Below are 19,585 nucleotides of genomic sequence, written 5' to 3' on the forward strand. Positions count from 1 at the left end.
AGGTATACCCCTAGAAAACCCCCACAAGGCGGTATTCCATCTCGAGATTGGTGGAAATTCACACCTGTGAGGCAGTTTCCTGCACACGCTCGGCGCTCTGCTGCAAGGCCCACATGTCAGCGTAGCGCCCGCGCGCCGCCAGCAATTGAGGGTGCGTTCCGCGCTCAATGATACGGCCGTGCTCCATGACGATGATCTGATGGGCATCCACCACCGTGGAAAGGCGGTGCGCGATCACCAGGGTGGTCTTGCCGCGGGCGGCATTCTGGATCTCGGCCTGAATGGCGCGTTCATTGCGTGAGTCCAGCGCGCTGGTGGCTTCGTCAAAAATCAAAACAGGCGGGTCTTTCAGCAAAGTGCGTGCGATCGCCACCCGCTGCTTCTCGCCGCCGCTCAGCTTCAGGCCCCGCTCGCCCACCATGGTTTGATAGCCCTTTGGAGTGCTCGCGATGAAGCCATGGATGTGCGCCGCGCGGGCCGCCTGTTCCACCTCCGCATCGCTTGCCTGCGGGCGGCCGTAGCGTATGTTGTAGGCGATGGTGTCGTTGAAAAGAACGGTGTCCTGCGGCACGATGCCGATGGCGCGGCGCACGCTGCCCTGGGTTACGCCGCGGATGTCCTGCCCGGCGATGAGAATGCGGCCCTGATCCCCGGAATCTGCTGAAGCACCGACGTCGTAGAAGCGGTACAGAAGCCTCGCGAGCGTGGATTTGCCCGAGCCTGACGGCCCGACCACGGCCACTGTCTTGCCTGCGGGAATCTCAAAGCTCACGTCGTGCAGGATGGGTCGATCCGGCTCGTAGGCAAAACTGACCTGATCGAAGCGCACGTCCACGGGCCCGTTGGTTCTGAGATCCTGCGCGCCCGGCGCATCGGCGATTTCGCGCTCACGGTCCATCAGCGTGAACATCTTCTCCAGATCGGTCAGGTTCTGCTTGATCTCGCGGTAGATCACGCCCAGGAAGTTGAGCGGAATGTAGAGCTGGATCATGAAAGCGTTGATCATCACCAGATCGCCCAGCGTCAGCTTGCCGTCCACCACGCCCTGCGTGGCGCGCCACAGCATCGCGACCAGGCCGACGGCAATGATGAGCTGCTGGCCGGTATTGAGCATGGAAAGCGTGCTCTGGCTCTTCAGCCGGGCATCCCGCAGCTTCTGCAGGCTTTCGTCATAACGGTGCGCCTCGAAGCTCTCGTTGTTGAAGTACTTGACGGTTTCGTAGTTGAGCAGCGAATCGATCGCCTTGCTGTGCGCGGCCGAGTCGGATTCATTGGCCTGGCGACGGAACTTGGTGCGCCACTCGGTCACGGTGACGGTGAAGCCGATGTATAACGCCAGCGCCGCGAGTGTGATCCAGGCAAACACCGGATCGAACTTGACCGCCAGAATACCCAGCACCATGCCGACTTCCACGAGGGTGGGAAAGATCGAGTAGAGCGAAAATGAGATCAGCGACTCGATGCCGCGCACCCCGCGCTCGATGTCGCGTGTCATGCCGCCGGTCTGGCGCTCCAGGTGAAAGCGCAGGCTCAGCGCATGCAGGTGCTCGAAGGTCTGCAGGGCAATCTGTCGCGACGTGCCCTGCGTGGCCTTGGCAAACACCAGTTCGCGCAGCTCGGTGAAGACCGATGTCATGAGCCTCAAGGCCCCGTAGGCCAGCAGCAGGCTGGCCGGCACCACCAGCACCGCCTTCGGGTCGCCCGGCTTGATGCTCATGGCGTCGACCAGGTCCTTGAGCAGCACCGGCACGCCTACATTGGCAAGCTTGGCGCCAATCACGAACAACAGCGCCGCGCCAACGCGCCATTTGTATTGCCACAGGTAGGGAAAAAGCCGTGCCAAAGTACGCCAATCCGAGCGGCGGGCACCACCGCCCGCCGAAACCTGTGCCGTGGGATGTAAAAACCGTTCGCCGCCGCCGCGCATGTTGGAAAATCGCCTTTCTTTCTCTTTTTTTCAGATAGTGCCCATGTCACACATCACAAGGCCGCTCGACCAGCACCTGCGCCCCCCAATACCGCCCCCGTGCAAGGGGAGGTGGTGCAACTGCCGGACGACCATACCTTGGTGCTGAAGGTCATCCCGCTGCCGGGCGATGCCAACGCCAATGGCGATATTTTCGGTGGCTGGGTCATGGCACAGGTGGATCTGGCGGGCTCGGTCTTGCCAGCGCGCTACGCCCAGGGGCGCATGGCCACCGTAGCGGTGAATCAATTCATCTTCAAGCAACCGGTGCGCGTGGGCGATATTCTTTCATTTCTGGCCAAGATGGAGCGTATCGGCCGCACTTCCATGACCGTGAACGTGGGGGTATATGCGGAACGCTTCAACAATCAGGGGCAATACATCAAGGTGACGGAGGCGCAGCTGACCTACGTGGCGATTGATGATGAGGGCAAGCCCCGCCCGGTGCCGGTGAGATAAGCCCCCCTGAGGGGGACGCCGTCAGCGGTCGCCGTTAGTCGTCAGCCGTCTACTGGTTGCAGCGGGGTTTCGAGGATCAGTTGGTAGAACGCCACGTCGAGCCAGCGTCCGAATTTGAACCCGGCCTGCCGGACCGTGCCTGAGTGGGTGAAGCCCAGCTTTTCATGCAAGGCGATGCTGGCGGCGTTGGAGGCATCGATGGCGCCGATCATCATGTGCAGTTGCTGCTCGCGAGCGGCCTCGATGAGCTGCTTCATCAGCGCCGGGCCCAGGCCCCGTCCGCGCTGGTCCTTGTGCACGTAGACCGAGTGCTCCACCGAGTACTTGTAGGCCGGGTAGGCACGGAAGGTACCGTAGCTGGCGAAGCCCAGGAGCGTTCCCGCTTCATCCACCGCGCCGATCACCGGGAAGCCGCCGCGGGTCTTGGCCTCAAACCACCCCTGCATGCTTTGCATGGTGCGCGGCTGGTAGTCGTACAGCGCCGTCGAGGTGACGATGGCATCGTTCAGGATGTCGAGGATCGCGCCGGCATGCGCCTCGGGAGTGCAGGCGATGAATTTCATGGGACGATTACCTTCGTTTTTCTTTGATGACTGCTCTATCCATGCCAGCGTCATACCGGCGAAAGCCGGTATGACGGGGAAAAGAACCCGCGAAGAGCGCTCGCCCGAATGGCTGCGGAGCAAGCCAAACGCGGGCACCGGCGGAGCGGGCTTGGCCCGGCCGCCAGGTGCGTCCCCCCGAGGGGGAAGGCGCCGAAGGCGACACAGGGGGGTCAAAGCTTGCTGAAGTCTGGATTTCTTTTTTCCATGAACGCCGTCATGGCTTCGCGCGCGGCTGGCTCGCCCAGCAGGCGGGCAAAACTGGCGCCCTCTTCGCTGATGCGCTTGAGCAGCGCTTCCTGCTGGCGGCTGCCCTTCATCAGGCGTTTGGTCTCGATCAGGCTGCTCATGGGTTTGGCGGCGAGCTTGCGCGCTTGGGCCTGAGCCAGGGCGTTGGCTTCGGAAGGCGGCACGATGCGGTTGACCATGCCGACCTCCAGCGCGGCCTCGGCAAAGAAGGGCTCGCCCAGCAACAGCGCTTCCGCGGCCCGGTGGTAGCCGAACATGCGCGGCACCAGCATGCTGGAGCCCGCCTCCGGGCACAGCCCCAGGTTGACGAAAGGCATGGAAAACGCGGCGTTGTCGCCCGCATAGACGAGATCGCAGTGCAGCAGCATCGTGGTGCCCACGCCCACGGCGGGGCCGCATACCGCGGCCAGCAGAGGTTTGGGAAAGGTGGCGATGCCGCGCAAGAAACGGAACACCGGTGAATCCATGCCTTGCGGCCCGTTTTGGAGAAAGTCCTGCAGATCGTTGCCTGCAGAGAACACGGTTTCATGGCCCTGAATGACGATCACGCGCGTGGCGGCGTCGTCCGCGGCCTTTTCGATCGCAGTGGCCAGCGCGTCATACATGGCCACATTGATGGAGTTCTTGCGCTCCACGCGGTTGAACGTGAGCGTGAGCACGCCGGCGTCATGGTGGGAAAGGATTTCTGACACTCTTATTCCTTGTAATAGACGATCTGGTGAGTGGTGGCCAGCAGGTGGCCAGCTTCGCTCCACAACTGGGCGCTTTGATCGAAAAAGCCGTTGAAGAAGGATTGTGAACGCGCCTGGCCGAACAGATAGCCGTCGCCGATGAGCGCCAGCTCGTTGGCGTCGGCATGGAAGTACACCGTCATCGAGACGGTGCCGATGGGCGTCATGCGCGCACGGCGGCGCCAGATACGTGGGAAGAAGGCGTCGGCCAGAGCCGTCAGGCTGGCGTAGTCAAGCGGGCGCGGAGGGTGGTCACGCAGCCACAGCTGGGTCAGGCTGTCGGTTTCGGCATCGTCCCAGCGCTGAGGGAGGGCGCCGGCCACCAGCCGCATTTCATAGCGGCTGACCCACGGCACGCGGTCGGTGAAGGGCGCTGCCGGCACGCTGGCTGGGGGAGACACCATGGGCATGCGCTCGTCCGCGGCGCTCCAAGTGGTGCGCCGCACGGCCGTGACCGCCGTGGCGGTAAGCATCACCATGTCGGAGTTGTCCGGGGCTGTTTGCCACAGGGTGATCGTCCAGTGTTGAGTGGAGCGGTTGGTGCGCACAGGCCTGGCCTCGATGCGAAATGGCCCATCTACCAGGCCAGCGGCGAAATTCACCGTGAGCGACACCGGCTCTCCCAGGCGCTGCGGATGCTGCAACACCGCCTGCATGGCCTGCGCTGCCGTGATGCCGCCAAACGGGCCGACCATGTTGGCATAGGCTGGATGGGTGCTGCCCTCGAACTGCCGGAGCGTATCGGTGGCCTTGGCATCGGCGCCGGCTGCACTCGGCACGAGGTTGACGGCTTCGTCGAAGGGGTGCAAGGTGGTTTCGGAGGCGCTGGTCATGACGGTATCGCTGAACGAGACGGGCTATTAAACCGCAAGCACGGCGGGGGTGTCAGACGCGCTCGAAAATACCTGCCGCGCCCTGCCCCATGCCCACGCACATGGTCACCATGCCGTATTTCTTGTTGTGACGGCGCAGCGCGTGCACCACGGTGGCCGAGCGGATGGCGCCCGTCGCACCCAGAGGGTGGCCCAGCGCAATGGCACCGCCCATCGGATTGACCTTGGACTTATCCAGGCCCAGCGTGTTGATGACCGCCAGCGACTGCGCGGCGAAAGCTTCGTTCAACTCGATCCAATCCAGGTCATCCTGCTTCAGGCCGGCGTTGCGCAGCGCGGCGGGAATCGCTTCGATCGGGCCGATGCCCATGATGTGCGGCGGCACGCCCCGGGAGGCAAAGCTGACAAACCGTGCCAGCGGCTGAAGGCCAAAGCGCTTGACAGCTGCTTCGCTCGCGAGAATCAGCGCACCCGCGCCATCGCTGGTCTGCGAGCTATTGCCCGCGGTCACCGTGCCTCGCGCAGCGAACACCGTGCGCAGCTTGGCCAGCCCTTCGGGCGTGGTGTCGCCGCGCGGACCTTCGTCGATATTGACGGTGCGCTGCGCCAGGGTGACCTCGGCGGTCTTGAGATTGACGCTGCGGGAGGTCACTTCCACAGGCAGGATCTCGTCCGCGAACTCGCCGGCCTTGATGGCGGCGATCGCCCTCATGTTCGATTCGTAAGCGAAAGCGTCCTGCTGCTCGCGCGAGACCTTCCACTGCTGGGCCACTTTCTCGGCCGTGAGGCCCATGCCATAGGCGATGCCATAGTCATCGACATTGGCGGTGTCCGCGAAGATGGCTGGCGACAGCGAAGGCGAGTTGCCCATCATCGGCACCATGCTCATGCTCTCGACGCCAGCAGCGATCATGACCTCCGCCTCGCCCACGCGGATGCGGTCGGCGGCCATTTGCACCGCCGAGAGGCCCGAAGCACAGAAACGGTTCACCGTGATGCCGCCGACGGTCTTAGGCAGCCCGGCCAGCACCGCGCCGATGCGCGCCACGTTCAGGCCCTGCTGGGCTTCCGGTATGGCGCAGCCGCAGATGATGTCTTCAATGACCGCGGGATCAAGGCCCGGTGCCTGCGCGACCACGGCGCGCAGCACGTTGGCCAGAAGGTCGTCGGGGCGGGTGTTCTTGAAATAGCCCTTGTGCGAGCGGCCGATGGGGGTACGGGTGGCGGCGACGATGTAGGCGTCTTGGATTTGTTTGGTCATGGCGAGACTCCGTAGGCTTGGGTATAGGGTTCATCCCCTTTGCGCGGGGAGATTGAGATAGGGACATGCAGCGCCGGCAATCGTGTGGCGATGGTTTGCAGCACCCCTTCCAGATTCAAAAATGGTGCATTGGCCGGAAAGCGCAGCACGGCAAAGCCCTGTGCGCTGAAAAATGCATCCCGCACAGCATCGTGTTCCTGCTGCTCGGCATGTTGAGAGCCATCCACTTCAATCACCAGTTTCGGGTCCAGACACGCAAAGTCCGCGATATAGCGGCCCAGCGGATGCTGGCGGCGGAATTTGACGCCCAGTTGTTCACCGCGCAAGCGAGACCAAAGGCGGCGCTCAGCTTCGGTCATGGCTCGGCGCAAGTCCCGGGCGAATGACTGAACAGGGGGCTTGGATTGATATTGCATGTTGAGTTTTTCTCCCGCATGCGGGAGCACTTTTTGCTCCCTCCCCCTCTGGGGGAGGGCTGGGGTGGGGGCTCTCGGAGCGTCTGCAATGGCAGTGCGCTTTTTGAGCCCACATCCCCGATCGCTATGGCAGAACGAATAGCCTTGGTGCATTGACACGCCGTGAAAGCCCCCATCCCAACCTTCCCCCAGAGGGGGAAGGAGCCAAACACACTCTCCCGCCCGCGGGAGAGCACTTGATCAGTTCCTCACCGGCTTGCCCGTCGCCAGCATCCCCATGATCCGCTCATGCGTCTTCGGGTTGCCCAGCAGCGAGGTAAAGGCCTGGCGCTCCAGAGTCATCAGATACTCCTCATCCACCATCGTGCCTGGATCGACATCGCCGCCGGTCAGCACGTTGGCTATCAGGCTGGAAACGTGAAAATCATGCTGGCTGATGAAGCCGCCATCGCGCATGTTCACGAGTTGCCCCTGGATGGTCGCCTTGCCGTCCCTCCCGGCCACGGCGAACTGGCGCTTCTGTGGCGGACGGTAGCCCGCGCGGTGCATGGCCTTGGCTTCATGGATGGCCACATAGAGCAGTTCATCCTTGTTGGGCACGACCACGTCGCTCCAGAGCAGGTAGCCGAGCTTGCGCGATTCCAGCGCGCTCGTGCCGACCTTGGCCATGGCAGCCGCCGTGAAGCCTTCGGTCAGGAAGGGCAGCAGATCCTTGCCTGTGCTGGCCTGGGAATTCTCGAACGCGCGGCGGGCCAGGTAGGTAAGGCCGCCAGCGCCAGGCACGAGGCCGACACCCACTTCCACCAAACCCATGTAGCTTTCCATGATGGCCACGCGGCGCGAGGCATGCACGGCCAGTTCGCAGCCGCCACCCAACGCCATGCCGCGGATGGCCGCCACTACCGGCACGTTGGCGTAACGCAGGCGGAGCATCAGATCCTGCAGCTCTTTTTCCATCGAGTCGACCAAGCCCGCACCGCCCGCCACATAGCCCGGCAGCATGGCTTGCAGATCGGCGCCCACGGAGAACGGATCGTCGCCCGGCCAGATCACCAGGCCCTGATACCCGCTCTCAGCCAGTTCGATGGCCTGCATCAGGCCTTCGCCAGCCTCGGGGCTGATGGCGCGCATCTTCGTCTTGAGGGTGGCGATGACGATGTCGTCGTCGAGCGCCCAGACACGGATGGCATCGGTTTCGTGCAGCGTCTTGCCTGCGGCCTCCGGACGCGGACCGCCTTCGCCCAGCAGCAGTTCGGGAAAGAGCTGGCGCTCGTAGACCGGCAGTTGGCGGCGCGGCTCAAAGCGGCCAGTGGAAGGGTTCCACGACCCCTGCGCCGTATGCACGCCACCGGCTTCGGCCACGGGACCTCTGAAAACCCACTCGGGCAGAGGCGCTTTCGAGATGGCCTTGCCCGCGTCGATGTCTTCCTGGATCATCTTGGCCACTTCCAGCCAGCCGGCTTGCTGCCATAGCTCGAACGGCCCTTGCTTCATGGCGAAGCCCCAGCGCATGGCCTGATCGACGTCGCGCGCCGTCTCGGCAATGCTTTGCAGGTGCACAGCCGCGTAATGGAAACTGTTGCGCAGGATCGCCCACAGGAATTGGCCTTGCGGGCCTTCGGCATTGCGCAGCAGTTTCAGCCGCTCGCCAGCGGGCTTTTTCAGCATGCGGCCGTAGACCTCATCGGCCTTCTGGCCGCTCGGCACATACTCGCCGCTGTTCAGATCGAAGCGCAGGATGTCGCGGCCCGCTTTCTTGTAGAAGCCGGCGCCGCTTTTCTGGCCCAGGTTCTTCAGCTCCAGCAGCTTGGCCAGCACGGGGGGCGTGCCAAAGCTGTCGTAGAACGGGTCGGTTTCCGGGTTCAGGTTGTCCTGCAAGGTCTTGATGACGTGGCCCACGGTATCGAGGCCGACCACGTCAATGGTGCGGAAGGTACCGCTGGGCGCACGGCCCAGGCGTTTGCCGGTGAGATCGTCGACGATGTCGAAGCTGAGGCCGAATTTCTCGACCTCCTTCATGGTCGTCAGCATGCCGGCGGTGCCGATGCGGTTGGCGATGAAGTTGGGCGTGTCCTTGGCTCGCACGACACTCTTGCCAAGCGCACTGGTGACAAAAGCCTCCAGATCGTCCAGCACCTGAGGCTGGGTAGCGGGTGTCGCGATCAACTCCACCAGGTACATGTAGCGCGGCGGGTTGAAGAAATGGATACCGCAGAAGCGCGGGCGCAAGGCTTCGGGCAGTGCCTCGCTCAGTTTCGTGATCGACAGTCCAGAGGTATTGCTCGCCAGGATGGTGTTCTTGGAGACGAAGGGCGCAATCTTGTGATAAAGATCGCTCTTCCAGTCCATGCGCTCGGCAATGGCCTCGATGATCAGATCGCAGCCCTTGAGCTTCTTCAGATCGTCTTCATAGTTGGCTGCCTCGATCAGCGCGGCATCCTCGGCCACCCCCAGGGGCGAAGGCTTGAGCTTCCGGAGGTTCTCGAGCGCCTTCAGCACGATGCCGTTCTTGGGCACCGGTTTGCCATCTTCACCCGGCTTGGCCGGCAGATCGAACAGGATGACCGGCACCTTGACGTTGACCAGGTGGGCCGCAATCTGCGCGCCCATCACGCCGGCGCCGAGCACGGCGACTTTCTTCACGTTGAATCGGGACATTTTTATTCCTTTTCTGAACCGGGACCTTTGCCCACCGTCATTCCCGCGCAGGCGGGAATCCAGGGATGTTCAGAGGCTGCACTGGATTCCCGCCTGCGCGGGAATGACGGAGCAACGCCCTGGCGCTCAGGTTCCGTGTGTCTTGCCTTGGTCTTTACTGGACCCTGACCCAGGTCTGCGTGCGCCCGAAGGGACCGATGGAGCCGCGCACTTCGAGCTTCTTGCCGCCTTCGATGGGCGTCAGACGTAAGGTGTAGTCACTGCCCTTTTCAGGATCGAGAATGCGGCCGCCTTCCCAGACGTCCTTGCCGTCGGCCTTCTTGGCGCCGCGGATGATTTCCAGCCCGACCATGGGCTTATCCTTGCGGTCGTCCGTGCATTTCTCGCACACGGCCTTCGGATCAGCGTCTTTCTTCAGCGTTTTCTCGATGCGGCCATTGAGCACACCGCCAGCGTCCGCAATGACCACCTGGGCCTTGGGCTCGCCGGTGGAGTCATCGATGCTGCGCCAGGTGCCGACGGGCGTCATTTGCGCCCAGGCAGCGCCGCCAACCAGCATCAGCGCCGCCGCCGTGATGGAAAGATGTCCCCTGCTCATGCCAGGGCCTCTTCAGTATCCAGCAGGTTCGACACGCCGGAGCGCGCGGTGCGCATCAGGCTCGCGGTTTCGGGGAACAGGCGCGCGAAGTAGAAACGCGCGGTCTGCAGCTTGGCCTTGTAGAACGGATCGGTGTTGCCCTCGGCGATTTTCTTCAGCGAGACGCTGGCCATGCGAGCGAAGAAGTAGCCGAACACCAGGTGGCCCGCGACGCGCAGGTAATCCACGCTGGCACCGCCCACTTCGTCCGGGTTGGTGAAACCCTTGAAACCGATCTCGGTGGTGAACTTGATCATCTGATCGGCCAGATAGCCCAGCGGATTGATGAACTCGCTCATCTTCTCGTTCACGCCTTCTTCCTCGATGAGCGCCCCCACGAGCTTGCCGAATTTCTTCAGCGTGGCCCCCTGGTTGCTCAGGATCTTGCGGCCCAGCAGATCGAGCGACTGCACGGTGTTGGTGCCTTCGTAGATCATGTTGATGCGCGCATCGCGCACATATTGCTCCATGCCCGTCTCATGGATGTAGCCATGCCCGCCGAAGACCTGCATGGCGTGGTTGGTCGCGGCAAAGCCGTTGTCGGTGATGAAGGCCTTGACGATGGGCGTGAGCAGCGCGACCATTTCATCGCTGTTCTTGCGCACCTTCTCGTCAGGGTGGTAGAGCGCCTTGTCGAGCAGCATGGCGCAATAGATCGACATGGCGCGGCCACCCTCGGCATAGGCCTTGGCGGTAAGGAGCATCTTGCGCACATCGGGGTGCACGATGATCGGGTCGGCGGGCTGGTCCTTGGCTTTCACGCCAGACAGGCTGCGCATCTGCAGGCGCTCCTTGGCATAGGCCAGGGCATTCTGGTAGGCCACCTCGGTCAGGCCCAGGGATTGGTTGCCCACGCCGAGGCGCGCGGCGTTCATCATCACGAACATGGCTTGCAGGCCTTTGTTCGGCTCACCCACCAGCGTGCCCACAGCGCCTTCGATGCTGATCTGGGCCGTGGCGTTGCCATGGATGCCCATCTTGTGCTCCAGGCCGGTACAGAAGATCGGGTTGCGGTCACCCAGGCTGCCGTCGTCCTTCACGTGGAATTTGGGCACCACGAACAAGCTGATGCCTTTGCTGCCCTTGGGCGCATCGGGCAGGCGGGCCAGCACGAGGTGCACGATGTTGGCCGTCATGTCGTGCTCGCCGGCGCTGATGAAGATCTTGTTGCCGGTGATCTTGTAGGTGCCATCGCCCTGGGGCTCGGCCTTGCTGCGCAGCAAGCCCAGATCGGTGCCGCAGTGCGGCTCGGTGAGGCACATGGTGCCGGTCCATTCACCGCTGGTCAGCTTGCCCAGGTATTTCTTCTTCTGCTCTTCCGTGCCGTAGGCATGCAGGGCCTCGTAGGCGCCATGCGAGAGGCCGGGGTACATAGTCCAGGCCTGGTTGGCCGAGTTCATCATCTCGTAGACGCACTGGTTGGCCACGAAAGGAAGGCCCTGGCCGCCATAGGCCGGATCGCATGCCAGCGCCGCCCAGCCGCCTTCGACGAATTTGGCGTAGGCCTCCTTGAAGCCGGCGGGCGTCTTGACCTCGTGCGTGGTCTTGTCGAGCACGCAGCCTTCGAGATCGCCATTCAGGTTCAGGGGCTGGGTGACTTCGGCCGCGAACTTGCCGCCCTCCTCCAGCACCGCGTTCAAGGTGTCCGCATCGATTTCGGCATGACGGGGAATTTCCTTGAGCTCATCGACCACGTTGAGCACTTCGTGCATGACGAACTGCATGTCGCGCAGGGGGTTGTAGGTAGGCATGGTTGAATGGTTCCTTGAGTGCGAAAGTGGCAGGAAGAAGGAGAAAATCTAGAGAGTCAGGAGCGTAAGAATCAATGGTGTCAATGACATCAATGGCGTCAGTTGCGGACGCTGTAGCGTGAGAGCACGCTTTCGAAGCCGCGCATGGTGCGCTCTACCGCGCCGGGCATATGCAGGAATCGCGCTTCATAGTGCAGGCCGAGGATCAGTGCGTGGATTTCGAACGCCACCTGGCGCTCATCGGTGTCCGGGACCAGATGGCCGGCCTCGCGCGCCTGCCGGATGGCACGGCTCATGGCGTCCAGCCATGAACCGACCGACTGGACCAGTGCGTCGCGCACCGGACCCGGCCGGTCATCGAATTCCACGGCGCCGCTGATGAAGATGCTGCCTGCGTCCAGATCGATGCTGGTGTGATTCATCCAGTTAGCGAACATGGCGCGCAGACGAGGCAGGCCGCGCGGCTCCTGCATCGCCGGGTAGAACACCTCGCGCTCGAAGCGGTTGTAGTACTCGCTGACCACCGAGATCTGCAGTTCCTCGCGTGAACCGAAATGCGCGAACACGCCTGATTTGCTCATGCCCATGGTTTCGGCCAGCGCCCCGATGGACAAGCCTTCCAGCCCGACCTGAGCGGCCATGCGCAAGGCGGCGTCCACGATGGCGGCCTTGGTCTGCTGCCCCTTGGGCAGGGCGCGCGCCGCGGAAGCGCCCTCTGGGGTCGCTTCACGGCGGGCAGAACGTGAGGAAGTAAGCATGTTCCAAATAAAACGAACGATCGTTCTATTTTGCATCATGCGCATGACAGTGCCAAGTCTGTTGCGGGGAATTGATGTAAGTATTTACCCGTAGGCACCAAAGTCCATAGGCCGAGGTGAATCGGGGGGTCCGAGAACGCCACAAAAGCCCCCTCCGTCATTCCCGGACAGCCGGCCCCGCTCAGGCGGGAATGACGAGAGTGATGGTCAGGGCTTTTGCGCCCCCTCTGAAGCCGGCCCTACACGAAAACGCGAAGCGCTCTACGAGGCGATCAACAGCGCCAGGCTCTGCTCAAGATGCTCCGAAGGGGAAAGCCTGAATCCCGAGCGGACGAAGCGTTGCAGGCGCCCCGCCATGAAAGCAGCCAGTACCGACGCCCGGACCACGGCATCGCGGTCCGGTGTCAGGGGGCGCCCTCGCCATCAGCCGCGCCTTCGCGCAGGTTCTGGCGCAGCACCGCCTCGAGTTTGTCGAACAGGAAATTCATGCGCTGCTGCAGGCGCTCGTGCTCGTACACCAGCGCATCTCCCACCATGACGCGGGTCATGCCAGGGTTTTTCTCGCCGAACTGCAGCACCATGGTGACCACACGGGCGGCGCGCACCTGACCCGAAGCCTCACGCTCGGCGATCTGGTTCACGAGGCCAAACACGCTGCTTTCGATGAAGTCGATCAGCGCTTCGAACATCTGCGCCTTGCTGGCGAAGTGACGGTACAACGCAGCTTCGCTCACCTCCAGGCGGGCAGCCAATGCAGCGGTGGTGATGCGCTCCGCACCCGGACGCTCCAGCATCCCGGCCAGAGTCTGCAGGATCTGCACCCGCCGCTCCCCCGGCTTGGGACGCCTGCGCGCAGGCGTCACCGGTTCGGTCACGGCCTGCGAGTCACCGTCCGGACTTGCCACGGGAAGAGAATCGTCGGCTGGCTGCATGATGAATCATATGTGTCGAAATGATTCTACCGATCTTTCTCTCGGGAATGTAGGTCGAAAACCCTGCCTTCCGGCGCAGGCAGAGATCAGCAACCGCGAGGAATCAGGCGCCGCCGCCGGACACCGGCTTTCATCCGGACGGACGCGGCCTTGCAGCCTTACCCGTACGCCTTGATCATCGTCCCGAAGGGCTCGTCGCCCAGGACTTCCAGCAGCAGCGCGTGCGGCACACGGCCGTCGATGATGTGCACCGCTTTGACGCCGCTCTTGGCCGCGTCGAGCGCGCCGGCGATCTTGGGCAGCATGCCGCCGCTGATGGTGCCATCGGCCACCAGATCGTCGATGTCGCCGGGCGTCAGCTCGGGCAGTAGCGCGCCCTTTTTGTCGAGCACACCGGGAATGTTGGTGAGCATCAGCAATTTCTCCGCCTGCAGCACGGTCGCGAGCTTGGCGGCGACGACGTCGGCGTTGATGTTGTAGCTCTCATTTTCGACACCATAGCCGATCGGGCTGACGACCGGGATGAAGGCATCGTCCTGCAGCGCCTTGACCACGCTGGGATCGATCTGGTCGATATCGCCCACCTGGCCCACATCGTGTTCAAGGCTCGGGTCTTTCTGGTCAAGCATCTTGAGCTTGCGCGCGCGAATAAGACCGCCATCGCGGCCCGTCAGGCCCACGGCCTTGCCGCCAGCCTGGTTGATCAGGCCGACAATATCCTGCTGAACTTCGCCGGCCAGCACCCATTCGACCACTTCCATGGTTTCGGCGTCAGTCACCCTCATACCCTGGATGAACCGGCCTTCCTTGCCAAGGCGCTTGAGTGCGGTCTCGATCTGCGGGCCGCCCCCGTGCACCACGACCGGGTTGATGCCCACCAGCTTGAGCAACACCACGTCTTCGGCGAAATCCTGCTGCAGCGCCGGATCGGTCATGGCGTTGCCGCCATATTTGATGACCATGGTCTTGCCATGGAACTTGCGGATGTAGGGCAGCGCCTGGGCCAGGATCTCGGCCTTGTCGCGCGGCGGGATTTGAAGGGCGTCAGTGGTCATGGCGGGCTTGGATTGAATGAAGTGGATTTTTGATGTTAACCCCGTCATTCCCGCGCTGACGGGAATGACGATCATCTATTGTCTACTGACGGGGGGCTGCAGCACGCGCGGTACCTTGAAGCGCACCAGCATCACGTAGGCTGCCACGTAACTGACCGCGAACAGCACGCAAAAGCCCAGCAGTACGCCGCTGTAGCGCCAGAACAGCACCGCGGGCACCACGGTGAGCACGATGAAGCTCCACAGATAGGGCGCGGTGCGGTTGTTGCGCTTGAGCATGTTCTTGGCTTCGTCTTCGTGCAGCACGCTGCGCACCAGGCGCCGGTATACCAACTGGTGCAGGTGCAACGCGTCGGCCATGCCGGGCGAATCGCCGCGCCATAGCTTGCGGTAGATGGAAAACAGCGTCTCCCATACCGGGTAGATCAGCAGCAGCATCGGGAACCAGGGCGAGACCACGGGATGGCGCTGCACCAGCAGCAGGCTGAGCGTGGCGATCAGCAGCCCCCATAGGTAGGCCCCGGCGTCACCCGCAAAAATCAGCCCGCGCGGGTAGTTCCAGACCAGAAAGCCCGCCGTGGCTGCCGCCAGCGCGATAGCCATGGCCGCCAGTTCACGATCGCCCACCTGCAGGGCCACGTGCGCCAGTGCCAGGCACACCACCATCGCCACGGCGCCGGCAAGGCCGTTGTAGCCGTCGATGATGTTGAAGGCATGCGGCAAGCCCGTGATGGCCAGCACGGCGAAACCGATGCCCAGCCAAGGCCAGTGCGTCCAGGCGCCATCGATCCACTCGAAGCCGAGCCGGGGCACCGAGACGCCCAGCAAGAACCAGGCCAGCGCGCCGGAACTCAAGGTAAGCAACAGGCGCCAGCGCACCGTGAGCCGCTGAGTCATGTCTTCCATCACGCCGCCGGCGAACGCGGGCAGCAGCATCAGCAGCCAACGGGACAGCCGGGCATCGAGATCGATATTGCCGGCCATGCCTGCCCACTGGAGCATGGGCAGCGCCGCCAGGCCCAAGGCCCAGCCCGCCAGCAGGCCCAACCCGCCCAGACGGGGCACGTCCCCCAGGTGAAAGCGCTGCGGGGCATCTGGCGAATAGGAAAACGTACGGCGGAAAACCCGGCGCACCCACAAAGTGAACACCAGAGACAGCACGAACGCGAGCAACGCTAGGGAAATCATGAGTGGAGAATTGCCGGGTCCGGGGATGTGAGTTTAGATCGTCACTTTACATGTCTTGTAACAAACGATGCACCCCCTTGCAGGGTGGGCATCCGCCCAGGCGGGCCTGCGCGCCAGGCCAAAAGCCGTGCATGGTAGCATTCACGGTTACCCCAGGGGTATGCGTACCGCGCAAGAGCGTGTGTACGATTTCCGCGCCACGCAAGCGCTTCCAGCCCTCAGGCATCGACGACCTCCATGGCGCAATCTTCTCATCCGCTGCCCTCGCCGCTGCACATCTACGCGCGGCAGATCAATACCAACGAACGCAGCTCTCTCTCGGTTCTGGCCAGCCACATTCCCGCGGGCGCGCGGGTTCTTGATCTCGGGTGCGGCAACGGCGCTGTCGGCCGTTATTTACAAGGCCAGGGCGGCATCGTCATAGACGGCCTGACCATCAGCGCCGACGAAGCCCGGCAAGCCGCCGAGCACTACCGCCGGGTGGAAGTGGCCGATCTCGACGCGGTACGCCTGCAGGATCTGTTCGACGCGTCCAGCTACGACATCATCATCTGCGCGGACGTGCTGGAGCATATCCGCCACCCGGGGCGAACCCTCACGGAATGCAGGCAATTGCTGGCGCCTGGCGGGCGCGTGCTGCTCTCGATTCCGAACGTTTCCTATACCGGACTGATCGCCGAGCTGATGGCCGGAGAGTTCCTCTACCGCCCCGAAGGCCTGCTGGACGAAACGCATATCCACTTCTTCACCCGCCAAAGCCTGCTGAGATTTCTCACCGAGCAGGGTTGGGTGAGCGAACATTTGGAAACCATTGACCGGGAATTGCCCGGCTCCGAGTTCCGTTCGGCCTTCGACGCCCTGCCCCCCTCCGTGGCCCGGCACCTGCTGGCGCTGCCCGATGCGCTGACCTACCAGTTCATCGCGATCATCCGCCCGCTGGCCGCCAGCGAGCAAGCCGCGGCGCCTGCCAGCGAAACTGGCGCCCCTGCCCTCCCCGCGCGCGCCTTCTTCACGGCCGAGCTGTTCGTCGGCACAGCCGGGCCTGGAGGCCAGGACGATCAAGACGGTGCCTCTCAAGCCATTGCCTATACCCAGGAGGGCAAGCTCAGTGCCGCTGGCGTGATTGGGCAGACCCGCCAGACCCTGCGGTTCGATCTGCCGCCCACGCCTGCCCCGCGGGGCCTGCGGCTGGATCCGGCGGACCGCCCGGGCTTCATCCATTTCCATGCGATGCGCCTCTACGCCGCCGACGGCACCCCGCTATGGCAGTGGCATGGCGCCGATGCGGCCGTGCTGGAGAGCGCGCCTCGCCAGGGCATGGTGCTGCGGCCCCTGGGCGATGCGTCGGCCTCGGTCGTCGCGCTACTGTATGAGAACGACCCGTTCATCGAGCTGCCGGTGCCGCCATCCATTGCCGCTGCTGCGGCGGGCGGCCGCCTGGAAGCCGATCTGGGATGGCCAATGTCCGCCGACTACCTGGCCCTGGCCGGCTCCGTCAGCGAGCTCGAGGGCCGGGCCCAGGTCGCCGAACGCCGCGTCAACCTGACCCGCGAGGAACTTCAGTCACGCCACCAGCGCGAATTGCAGGATATCGCCGAGCGCCATACGCACGAGCTGGCCCATCATGCCCAGGAGCTGACCAAGGTTCGGCATGAGTGGCAGGCCCAGAAAGCACGGTTGCTCAAGCAACGAGACGACGCGATTCAACACATCGAATTCCTGGAGAACTCCACCATCTTCCGCGCCAGCCGGCCCTTGGTGAGCGCCAAGATGAAGGTAGACCGCCTGCTCGGCAGGGGCTCCGCACGCCAGGCCCAGCCACAAATGCCGCCCATGCAAGCCTTGACGCCGCCAGATCAGCCGGTCGATATCATCGTCCCCGTCTACCGCGGCCTGGCCGATACGCAATGCTGCATTCTCTCGGTGCTGAACGCCCGCTGCAGCACGCCGTGGCGGCTGATCATCATCAACGATGCCAGCCCCGAGCCGGAAGTCACCTCCTGGCTGCGCGAGATCGCCACCACCGACGAGCGCATCGATCTACTGGAAAACGAAGAAAATCTGGGTTTCGTGGGCACGGTCAACCGGGGCATGGCGCTCTCCGATGCCCACGACGTCCTGCTGCTGAACAGCGACGCGGAGGTGGCCAACGATTGGCTCGACCGCATCCGCGCCGCCGCCTACTGCGACCAGAAGGTGGCATCGGTCACGCCGTTCTCGAACAACGCCACCATCTGCAGCTATCCGCGTTTTTGCGCCGACAACGAACTGCCCGAGGGTTGGGATACCGCCCGGCTGGACGCGCTCTTCGCCAAGGCCAATCCGGGGCAGGTGGTCGATGTGCCCACGGGGGTGGGTTTTTGCATGTACATCCGCCGCGATGCGTTGCAGGCCGTCGGCTTGTTCGATGTCGAGAATTTCGGCAAGGGCTACGGCGAGGAGAATGATTTCTGCATCCGCGCGGCGGGCAGCGGCTGGCGCAACCTGCACCTGCTCGACACCTTCGTGCGCCACGCCGGCGGCGTGAGCTTCGGCGCCGGCAAGACCCCGCGCGAGCGCGCCGCCATGGAAACCTTGCGCCGGCTGCACCCCCGCTATGAAAGCGACGTGATGCGCTTCGTGCAGGCCGACCCCGCCCGTTCAGCCCGCCTGGCAGCCGACGTCGCGCGCATCCAGGACGGCCACCGGCCGGTGATCCTGGCCGTGTTGCACGACCGTCAAGGGGGCACCGAGCGCCATGTGCACGAGCTGGCTTCTGCCCTGCGTGAGCGGGCCCAGTTCCTGGTACTCAGGCCCCTGCCCGGCCAACGCGTCAGCCTTCGCCTGCCCGACCCCGAGGAAAGCTTCGAGCTGGTCTACACCCTGCCCGGCGAGCAAGCCGAGCTGTTGGACACCCTGCAGCGCTTTGGCGTGCAGCACGTGCACTACCATCATCTGCTCGGCAACAGCGATTTCGTCCGCACGCTGCCTCAGCAGCTGGGGGTGGGCTATGACTTCACCGCGCACGACTACTACACGATCTGTCCTCAGATCTCGCTGACCGACCGCAGCAACGGCTATTGCGGCGAACTGGGGGTGTCTCAATGCGCCACCTGTCTGACCGACTCCCCTGCCCCAGGCGGCACGGACATCGTCACGTGGCGCCGCAACTACGCCGAGTTTCTGGCTGAAGCCCGTTTTCTGCTGGCGCCCGCGCGCGATGCGCTGGCCCGCATCGTCAAGCTGGTGCCGGATGCCACCGCCCGCGTGGTGCCCCACACCGACATTGACGCAGCCACCCCGCTGCCCTCGCCCCAGCCAGCGCGCCTGGAAGGCAACCGCCCCCTGAAGGTAGCCGTGATCGGTGCGCTCAGCATCATCAAGGGTGCCGACGTGCTGGAAGACGCCGCGGTAGCGGCTGCCAAGCAGGGTGCGCCCGTGGAATTCCACCTCATCGGCTACGGCTACCGTGCCCTGCGCACCCAGCCGCGCGCGCGCCTGACGGTGCATGGCGCCTATGAGGACAAGGACCTGCCCTCCTTGCTCGAATGGCTGCAACCCGATCTGATCTGGTTCCCGGCGCAATGGCCGGAAACCTACAGCTACACGCTGTCAGCCTGCCTGCTGGGCGGCTGGCCCGTGGTAGCCCCCGATCTGGGCGCCTTCTCCGAGCGCCTGACAGGCCGCGCCTGGACCTGGGTCCACCCCTGGAAGCAGACGCCCGCCCAATGGCTCGCGTTTTTTGAACACATCCGCTCGCGGCACTTCGCCACCGGAGAAGGCCCCTCGCCTGTCCTGCCGATTGAAACCGATGCTCAGCACCAGTTGCTGGCGCAAGCGGGGGTGGGGGATCCCGTCCAGTGGTATGCGCATGAATACCTGGCAGGAATGGCTGCACCCAGCATCGAAGGCCCTGCGCTGGAAACGCTGCTGCGCCATCAATCCACGTCCTCGGCCTCTCCTTCGGCAGAGGGCGGCAAAGGCCTCATGCTGACTATTCTGGTGCGCCTGCGTTCGATGCCAGTGCTTGCGGGCGTGGCGCGGGCCATTCCGCTGCGTTGGCAGACGCGGGTGAAGAGCTGGTTGAAGAAGTAGCGGCCCCATCTTCCC

Annotated in this window: 14 protein-coding genes and 1 pseudogene; 2 read left to right on the plus strand and 13 right to left on the minus strand. The window is 63.7% G+C overall.

Annotated elements, in window-relative coordinates; all coding sequences use genetic code 11:
* Nucleotides 1-58: 58 nt before the first annotated feature.
* Nucleotides 59-1,927, minus strand: coding sequence for an ABCB family ABC transporter ATP-binding protein/permease (locus tag WJU18_RS26580; protein ID WP_423456943.1), 1,869 nt, complete (start codon nucleotides 1,925-1,927; stop codon nucleotides 59-61).
* A 111-nt stretch (nucleotides 1,928-2,038) separates the two neighbouring features.
* Here WJU18_RS26580 and WJU18_RS26585 point away from each other — a divergent pair, with 111 nt between their 5' ends.
* Complete coding sequence (locus tag WJU18_RS26585; RefSeq protein ID WP_423456945.1) at nucleotides 2,039-2,425, plus strand: acyl-CoA thioesterase; 387 nt, start codon at nucleotides 2,039-2,041, stop codon at nucleotides 2,423-2,425.
* Nucleotides 2,426-2,466: 41 nt separating this feature from the next.
* Here the strand turns inward: WJU18_RS26585 and WJU18_RS26590 are convergent, their stop codons facing one another.
* The 12 genes and pseudogenes from WJU18_RS26590 to WJU18_RS26645 form a co-directional block, all read right to left on the minus strand.
* Nucleotides 2,467-2,988: a GNAT family N-acetyltransferase gene (locus tag WJU18_RS26590; RefSeq protein WP_423456946.1), complete on the minus strand. Its 522-nt coding sequence runs from the start codon at nucleotides 2,986-2,988 to the stop codon at nucleotides 2,467-2,469.
* 212 nt (nucleotides 2,989-3,200) lie between these two features.
* A complete protein-coding gene (locus tag WJU18_RS26595; protein WP_423456947.1) occupies nucleotides 3,201-3,968 on the minus strand; it encodes an enoyl-CoA hydratase in 768 nt (255 codons plus the stop codon).
* 2 nt (nucleotides 3,969-3,970) lie between these two features.
* The gene (locus WJU18_RS26600; protein WP_423456948.1) at nucleotides 3,971-4,840 is read right to left on the minus strand and encodes an acyl-CoA thioesterase; all 870 of its coding nucleotides are present in this window, start codon (nucleotides 4,838-4,840) and stop codon (nucleotides 3,971-3,973) included.
* 52 nt (nucleotides 4,841-4,892) lie between these two features.
* Nucleotides 4,893-6,101 (minus strand): acetyl-CoA C-acyltransferase, encoded by a 1,209-nt coding sequence (locus tag WJU18_RS26605; protein WP_423456950.1) that lies wholly within the window; start codon nucleotides 6,099-6,101, stop codon nucleotides 4,893-4,895.
* Complete coding sequence (locus WJU18_RS26610) at nucleotides 6,098-6,460, minus strand: endonuclease domain-containing protein (protein ID WP_423456952.1); 363 nt, start codon at nucleotides 6,458-6,460, stop codon at nucleotides 6,098-6,100. The genes WJU18_RS26605 and WJU18_RS26610 overlap by 4 nt, the downstream gene beginning before the upstream one ends.
* 297 nt (nucleotides 6,461-6,757) lie before the next feature.
* On the minus strand, nucleotides 6,758-9,175 hold the full coding sequence (locus WJU18_RS26615) for a 3-hydroxyacyl-CoA dehydrogenase/enoyl-CoA hydratase family protein (protein ID WP_423456954.1): 2,418 nt from the start codon (nucleotides 9,173-9,175) through the stop codon (nucleotides 6,758-6,760).
* 154 nt (nucleotides 9,176-9,329) lie between these two features.
* Nucleotides 9,330-9,773: a DUF2147 domain-containing protein gene (locus WJU18_RS26620; protein ID WP_423456956.1), complete on the minus strand. Its 444-nt coding sequence runs from the start codon at nucleotides 9,771-9,773 to the stop codon at nucleotides 9,330-9,332.
* Nucleotides 9,770-11,563, minus strand: coding sequence for an acyl-CoA dehydrogenase C-terminal domain-containing protein (locus tag WJU18_RS26625; protein ID WP_423456957.1), 1,794 nt, complete (start codon nucleotides 11,561-11,563; stop codon nucleotides 9,770-9,772). Before WJU18_RS26625 ends, WJU18_RS26620 begins: the two co-directional genes overlap by 4 nt.
* Before the next feature lie 98 nt (nucleotides 11,564-11,661).
* Entirely contained in the window at nucleotides 11,662-12,321 is a 660-nt protein-coding gene (locus WJU18_RS26630) for a TetR/AcrR family transcriptional regulator (protein WP_423456958.1), read from the minus strand.
* A gap of 261 nt (nucleotides 12,322-12,582) precedes the next feature.
* Nucleotides 12,583-13,253, minus strand: a pseudogene (gene slmA, locus WJU18_RS26635) (nucleoid occlusion factor SlmA).
* Between the two features lie 158 nt (nucleotides 13,254-13,411).
* Nucleotides 13,412-14,308: an acetylglutamate kinase gene (gene argB / locus WJU18_RS26640; RefSeq protein ID WP_423456959.1), complete on the minus strand. Its 897-nt coding sequence runs from the start codon at nucleotides 14,306-14,308 to the stop codon at nucleotides 13,412-13,414.
* A 75-nt stretch (nucleotides 14,309-14,383) separates the two neighbouring features.
* The gene (locus WJU18_RS26645; RefSeq protein WP_423456961.1) at nucleotides 14,384-15,496 is read right to left on the minus strand and encodes an MraY family glycosyltransferase; all 1,113 of its coding nucleotides are present in this window, start codon (nucleotides 15,494-15,496) and stop codon (nucleotides 14,384-14,386) included.
* Nucleotides 15,497-15,733: 237 nt separating this feature from the next.
* Here WJU18_RS26645 and WJU18_RS26650 point away from each other — a divergent pair, with 237 nt between their 5' ends.
* Nucleotides 15,734-19,570: a methyltransferase domain-containing protein gene (locus WJU18_RS26650; protein ID WP_423456962.1), complete on the plus strand. Its 3,837-nt coding sequence runs from the start codon at nucleotides 15,734-15,736 to the stop codon at nucleotides 19,568-19,570.
* Nucleotides 19,571-19,585 lie beyond the last annotated feature (15 nt).

The sequence above is a fragment of the Ottowia sp. VDI28 genome (genome assembly GCF_049532675.1).
In the GTDB taxonomy this organism is placed as follows: Bacteria; Pseudomonadota; Gammaproteobacteria; order Burkholderiales; family Burkholderiaceae_C; genus Ottowia.